Below are 5,648 nucleotides of genomic sequence, written 5' to 3'. Positions count from 1 at the left end.
TTCCCGGCGCTGCGCGCCGCCGGGGATGAGGGCTGGGCCGATGATTGAAGCGTAGTTCGGGACCCCAGCCAGGGCCGCGGACGCCGTCGTGGACCGGGCGGCGCACTTCCCCCGTCATCCCCGGCCGGAGCGGCGAAGCCGCGGAGGGGAAGGGGATCCAGGAGACTGGGCGCGCTGCCCTGGATCCCCTTCCCGGCGCTGCGCGCCGCCGGGGATGAGGGCTGGGCCGATGATTGAAGCGTAGTTCGGGACCCCAGCCAGGGCCGCGGACGCCGTCGTGGACCGGGCGGCGCACTTCCCCCGTCATCCCCGGCCGGAGCGGCGAAGCCGCGGAGGGGAAGGGGATCCAGGAGACTGGGTGCGCTGCCCTGCATCCGTACCGGCGCTCGGCGCCGCCGGGATGACGGCTGGAGCGGACAGGAACGTCACCCGCGCCGGCCGGGCCCCTCGCCGTCGCGCCCGCCCCAGGAGCCGTGGCGCCACCAGCCGCCCATGCCGTGACCATCATGCATGCGGCCCGGGCCCATCCAGCGCAGCCGGTCCTTCTGCTTGTCGTCGAGCTTGGCGTAGAGCGTGTCAACGGCCGGCCGGATCGTGCGGATCGCGTCGAGACCCGCCGACATGCGCTTCTCGGCCAGCGCAAGGCGGCCGGGCGGCGTCCGGTCGGCGAGCTCGGCCTCGGTGGGGCAGGCCGCCTTCAGCTTGCCCTCGGCGTCGGCCAGGGCCTTCCGCAGGTTGTCGAAGTCGCCCTTCTGGGCGTCGGTGACCTTGAGGGTGGTTTCGAGCCGGTCGGCCAGCCGCGGCGCCATCGGCTCCTTGGCGTTGCAGAAACGGGCGCCCATCATCCGGCCCATGCCGGGGCCGCCGCCCATCATTCCGCCCCAGCCGCCCATGCCGCCCATGCCGCGCTCTTGCGCGATCGCCGCTCCCAGGCCGCCGGCGAGCGCCAGGACGGTCACGCCGCCAACGATCCAGCGGGTTTTCCGTGTCGCCATCGTGTTCTCCTCTGTCCGTCCGGGCTCAGCGGAGCCTCGGCTGCAGGAAGAAGATCACGGTTCGGCTGTCGCGAAACTGACCGGAACATGAACTTTCGGCAATTCGCGGCGTCTCAGCAGCCGCCGATCGGGGGGCAGATGCGGCCGGGCACCGTGTTCTGGTGGATGGGATCGGGCGGCAGGATCAGGTTGGGCGTGCGGTCCCGCTCGATGTTCTGCCGATTGATCGCGTCCAGCCGGTGCTCCTGGCTGGGCGCGTGGCGACGCACGCCGAAGTCCTGGCGCGGCATTTCTGGCGTGGGCGCGGGCGGGACGGGGGTCAACGTGCCCGGCCGCTTCCGGGCGGGCGCAGTCTTGTAGACCCGCTTCTCGCCCCGGGAGGCGCTCTCACGGCGGCTGTGCAGCTTGCCTTCCACGCAGGCCCGGTATCCGGGTTGCCCCCAGGCGCACTCCTTGGCCGCGGCGCTTGCGGGCGCGAAGCCGACGCCGCACAGGAAAGAGGCCAGCAGGCCGAAGCGCCAGAGCGGCTTCATGATCTCGTCTCCCGGGTCTACGCCAGAGTCGCCTTGAACTGCGCTGGCGTCAACGCCGGTCAAGCTCCGGCGGATCCCCGGGGGCGCCGGCGGTCAGCCGAACTCCACCCCGCCCCCGAACACGGCGGCGACCACCAGGATCGCCATCGCCGCCAGGGCGAGCGCGATCATGCCTCGCATCACAAGACGTTCTTCCCGGGTCATGGGGCGCTCCAGCCGCCGGCTTCATCGGTGTCCCGCTTTAGGCCAGCTGCCGGTCCCGCTCACGTTAACGATGCGCAATCACGCGCGGCCGGGCCAGCGCGTCTTGCCGGGCGAGGCCTGTCGAGCGCCGGGCCAGCCTGTCCACCGTTGCGCCGAATCGACACACGACTCAGATTCACTGTGGACGAGGCGGCAGTCTCCCCGTGGAGCGCTGGCTGCGAAAGTTCAACGCGTGCAGGATCGGCGCATGGACACCTTGGCTGGCGCAACCCTCCACATCCACGGACGTCTGGACGGGCTGACCTTGAAGCAGGTCGCCAGCCTGGTGGAGAAGGCCGGAGGCCGCGTCGCGAGACGGGTCGGCTCCTCCACCACCCACGTGGTCCTTGCTCACAGCGCCGCCGGTCTCGAGCCCGAGGACATCGCCGACCTGGCGCAGGTCTTCACGCTGGTGAGCGAGTTCTCCCTGCGCCGGGCCCTCGGGCTCGGTCCTTCGATGGATCCGGACAACCGCACCTGGACGGCGAGGGAGCTGGCCCGCCACGCGCGCCTGAGCGAGGAGGAGGTGGAGCGCCTCGCGCTCTTCGACCTGCTGGAGCCCGAGGACGCCCTGTTTGGGTTTCGCGACCTCGCCTCCGCCCGCGAGGCGGCCCGCCTGCTTGGCGCCGGCGTCGACATGCCGGCCCTGCTCAACGCCGGCGCGGCGTTGCGCCGGCGCGGACTGCGCCTGAGCGAAGCGCGACTGTCGGAGGCGCCCTGGGGCGACCTGGCCCTCGGGCGGGCGCCGCATTTGTCGACCTTCGACGGCCAGCTCACCCTGGATCTGGGCGAGACGCCCGTGCGCGTGGCCGACCTGGCCGAGGCCGCGGAGGAGTACGAGACAGCCGGCGACCTGGGCCGGGCCGAGGGCCTGTATCGCACGGCGGCGCGCATCGATCGCTGGGACCCCGTGCTGCCCTTCAATCTCGCCAACGTGCTCTACGCGCAGGGGCGTGAAGCGGAGGCCGTCATCGCCTACCAGACGGCGCTGGCCCGCGATCCGGGTTACGTGGACGCGCTCTACAACCTCGGCGTGCTCGCCAATCTCAAGGACGCCTATGACGACGCCGAGCGTTACTACCAGACGGCGCTGAAGCTCGAGCCGGCCCATGCGGAAGCGCGCTTCAATCTGGCTCTGATGCTCACGCATCGCCGCCGCTTCACCGAGGGCCTGGCGCTGTGGGAGGAGTTCATCCGTCGCAATCCGGGGCGCGAGGATCTCGCGTTGGCCCGTCGCTACGCCCTGATGTGCCGCATGGAGCTGGCGGCCGCCCGGCAGCACGAGATCGGCAGCGACCTGCCGAATTGAGAAAAGTCCGCGCCGTCTCGTGGGGCGGGCGCTCGGGTTCTTGATCGCGGCAACGCAGGGGTAACCATCGTGCAAGAGGCTACCTGCGCGTGCGTAGTTCAGCGTATTCCGCGTTCGACGGGACTGGAGGAAGATTTCCGCGTCGCTCGGTGGAGGGGATCAGGGCTCCATCATCGAAGGCCTCCCGACGACGGCCCGGTCGAGTAGCCCCACCGGGCGCCCTTCATTGCCCCATCGCATCAGCATCCAAGGCTGGCAGGTCCTGGCCTTAAGGCCGGTCGGAAGCAGGCGTACTAAAGGCAGCGCACGAACGACGCGTCTTCGCCAAACACTGCCTGATGGCGAGGGTGGTACAGCTGCCCCGGCTCGAACGGGGGACCCCCAGATCCACAATCTGGTGCTCTAACCAACTGAGCTACAGCTGCATGCCCTGTGCGGCGCGATACCTAGGCCGATTGCGCCGCAAATTCAAGACGAGATTTCAGCATGGGAGAGCCCGGCGCGCGCGACGCGCCGGGCTCAAGCCCTGCCTCAGGAATCGCGGTGGAAGGTGTGGTCGAAGGCCTTCCGGACCGACGTGGACGCGTCCGCAGCCGTGCGGTTGGCGATCTCGGCGAGTTCCTTGGCCTGGGCGGTCAGGGCCTCGAACGACTTGCGGGCGTGCGTCGCTTGCAACTGGACGGCCTCCGACAGCGTCTTCACGCCCGAAAGCTCCCTGAAGAAGCCCATGGCCGAATCGGTGTTGGCCTGGGCCGCCGAGAGCAGCGCCTCCGAGAAGTCCTTTAGCCCCTTCGCCGCGGCCTGGCCGCTGGTCTCCAGGCCTGTCTTGAAGGCGTCAGCGGAGGTGTGCAGCCGCGAATAGGCCTCCTTGGCCTGCTCAAGCGGCTTGGAGGCGAGATCCTGCAGGGCCTCGGGCACGGGCGGCAGGAACGGCGCGGGTTGCTCGGCCCGGGGAGCCGGAGCGGCGCTCGCGACGGCCTTCTCCAGGGCGGCCTTGCTGACCTCCTTGGGCGCAGGGATCACGGCCGCCGGCGCCACGCTCGCCTCCAGGGCGGCCGGCGCAGGCGCGGCGGCCGGCTTCGCCGAGCGGACGGCCTTGGCGGCCGCCGCGACCTTGGCGGGTGCGGGAGCAGCCTTGGCAGGGGCGACGGGCTTCGCTGCGGGCGCGGGCGCCGGAGCGGGCTGGCTGGCCGCCTTCGCCGGAGCGGGCGCCTTTGCGGGCGCGGCCGGCGCGGATGCGGAGGGCGCGGGCTTGGAAGGGGCAGGGGAGGACGTCGCCGGGGCGGGCGCGCTGGTCGCGCCTGCAGCCGGGATGGCAGGCGAGGCCGCGCGGATCGGCGCGGAAGCGGGCGCGTTCGCCGGCGGCGTGGCCGTTTGCGCCGGCGCGGCGGCGGCGGGCTTCGCGACGGCGACTTCGAGCTTGGCGGTTTTCGGCGCAGGCTTCGCGGCGCCCTGCTTGGGCGTCTTGGCGGCGGCCGCGGGCCGGGCGGCGGGCGTGTTCGGATCAGGCATGGTCGACCTCGTGTCCTCTGGCGCCTCGGACGCAAGCCAAGGCCGGGAGGGGCCGCCCAACATGTCGGAACCCGTGTTCCGGAGCCGCCCCAGGCAGCATGGGACCGGGGCGGGGAGGCGCCCCGGTCAAACGCGAAACGCTTACTTGCGCTTCAGGCCCTCGGCGGCCTTCTGCACGGTCGCCTGGGCGTCGGCGGTGGCCTTCTGCATGTTGGCCTGGGCCTCGGCGGTGGCCTTCTGAACGGTCGACTGCACCGAAGCGCCGAGCTCCTGCATCTGCTCCTGCAGCTGGGCCATCTGGGCGCGCACGTAGTCGGCCTGGTGCTGCATCACTTCCTGCACGTCCTTGGAGCGCACGAGCTTCTGGGCCAGGTCGAAGGCTGCGCCGACGTTGCGCTCGGCGTAGCCGATCGCCTTCGTGGCGAAGTCCTTGCCGGTGAGCTGCACGCTGGAGGCCTGCGACTCGGCGGCGGAGACGGCCTTGTTGGCCGCGCCCAGGAAGCCGTCGAAAGCCTTCTTGGCCTGCTCGACGCTCTTCTCGGCGAAGTCGCGCATTTCGGTGGGGATGTCGTAGTTCAAGGGGCCCTGAGCCATGGTCGTGATCCTTCGTGGGAGCCGCCATGACGGGACGCGCCACGCGCGGCTCCATCGCGAGGCGGTCTTGATTGTGCGCCGCAACATAATGCTGCATCGCACAATCGTCAAGAGGCGGGCGCGCGTTAACGCTATCGCCAATCGCCTCGGGAGATAGGCCCTCCAGGGTTGGACCTCAACGCCCTCAACGCCCTATATTAAGGGATTGTTAGGGATATGCGCGCGGGTTGTGGTCTGCGCAAGGGAGAGAGCAGCTTGTCGGATCTCGCCGGCCCGAACGCGACCGACGCGCGCGTCGACCAGGAGCTCGCCGCCCTGGACGAGCGCGGCCAGGCGGCGCTCGTGATCGACGCGAGCGGCGAGCGCGTGCTCTGGGCCACGGGCGCGGGCGCGGCGCTCTTCGGCGCGCGTGACGCGCGCGCGCTCGCGCGCGAGCGCCTGGACGGGCGCGCCTTCCCGGTC

6 protein-coding genes and 1 tRNA gene are annotated in these 5,648 nt (G+C 71.1%); 2 read left to right on the top strand and 5 right to left on the bottom strand.

What is annotated here, in order from left to right; genetic code table 11:
* Nucleotides 1-425 precede the first annotated feature (425 nt).
* Together SLNSH_RS24115 and SLNSH_RS24110 are read right to left on the bottom strand one after the other, a co-directional pair.
* Nucleotides 426-995: a Spy/CpxP family protein refolding chaperone gene (locus SLNSH_RS24115; protein WP_106340810.1), complete on the bottom strand. Its 570-nt coding sequence runs from the start codon at nucleotides 993-995 to the stop codon at nucleotides 426-428.
* A 113-nt stretch (nucleotides 996-1,108) separates the two neighbouring features.
* Nucleotides 1,109-1,528: a hypothetical protein gene (locus tag SLNSH_RS24110; protein ID WP_106340808.1), complete on the bottom strand. Its 420-nt coding sequence runs from the start codon at nucleotides 1,526-1,528 to the stop codon at nucleotides 1,109-1,111.
* 451 nt (nucleotides 1,529-1,979) lie between these two features.
* On the opposite strand from SLNSH_RS24110, the gene SLNSH_RS24105 reads away from it, so the two are divergent.
* Nucleotides 1,980-3,080, top strand: coding sequence for a tetratricopeptide repeat protein (locus tag SLNSH_RS24105; RefSeq protein WP_106340806.1), 1,101 nt, complete (start codon nucleotides 1,980-1,982; stop codon nucleotides 3,078-3,080).
* Nucleotides 3,081-3,428: 348 nt separating this feature from the next.
* Here the strand turns inward: SLNSH_RS24105 and SLNSH_RS24100 are convergent.
* From SLNSH_RS24100 to SLNSH_RS24090, 3 genes are all read right to left on the bottom strand, one after another.
* Nucleotides 3,429-3,505: transfer RNA gene (locus tag SLNSH_RS24100), tRNA-His, on the bottom strand.
* 106 nt (nucleotides 3,506-3,611) lie between these two features.
* Complete coding sequence (locus tag SLNSH_RS24095) at nucleotides 3,612-4,592, bottom strand: phasin family protein (protein WP_106340804.1); 981 nt, start codon at nucleotides 4,590-4,592, stop codon at nucleotides 3,612-3,614.
* A gap of 141 nt (nucleotides 4,593-4,733) precedes the next feature.
* Nucleotides 4,734-5,186 carry a phasin gene (locus tag SLNSH_RS24090; protein ID WP_106340802.1) on the bottom strand — a complete coding sequence of 151 codons (453 nt, stop codon included), beginning with the start codon at nucleotides 5,184-5,186 and terminating at the stop codon, nucleotides 4,734-4,736.
* A 255-nt stretch (nucleotides 5,187-5,441) separates the two neighbouring features.
* On the opposite strand from SLNSH_RS24090, the gene SLNSH_RS24085 reads away from it, so the two are divergent.
* A partial coding sequence (locus SLNSH_RS24085; RefSeq protein WP_146140379.1) for a hypothetical protein occupies nucleotides 5,442-5,648 on the top strand: 207 nt, incomplete at its 3' end.

It is taken from the genome of Alsobacter soli, from assembly GCF_003004785.1.
GTDB lineage: Bacteria > Pseudomonadota > Alphaproteobacteria > Rhizobiales > Beijerinckiaceae > Alsobacter > Alsobacter soli.
The sequence above is the reverse complement of the archived record's forward strand: the minus strand, read 5'-3'. Positions and strand labels throughout refer to the sequence as shown.

What these genes read in the sequence shown, in the direction of transcription:
- SLNSH_RS24095 (WP_106340804.1), bottom strand. Translation starts at nt 4,592, where the DNA reads ATGCCTGATCCGAACACGCCCGCCGCCCGGCCCGCGGCCGCCGCCAAG.
- SLNSH_RS24090 (WP_106340802.1), bottom strand. Translation starts at nt 5,186, where the DNA reads ATGGCTCAGGGCCCCTTGAACTACGACATCCCCACCGAAATGCGCGAC.
- SLNSH_RS24110 (WP_106340808.1), bottom strand. Translation starts at nt 1,528, where the DNA reads ATGAAGCCGCTCTGGCGCTTCGGCCTGCTGGCCTCTTTCCTGTGCGGC.
- SLNSH_RS24105 (WP_106340806.1), top strand. Translation starts at nt 1,980, where the DNA reads ATGGACACCTTGGCTGGCGCAACCCTCCACATCCACGGACGTCTGGAC.
- SLNSH_RS24115 (WP_106340810.1), bottom strand. Translation starts at nt 995, where the DNA reads ATGGCGACACGGAAAACCCGCTGGATCGTTGGCGGCGTGACCGTCCTG.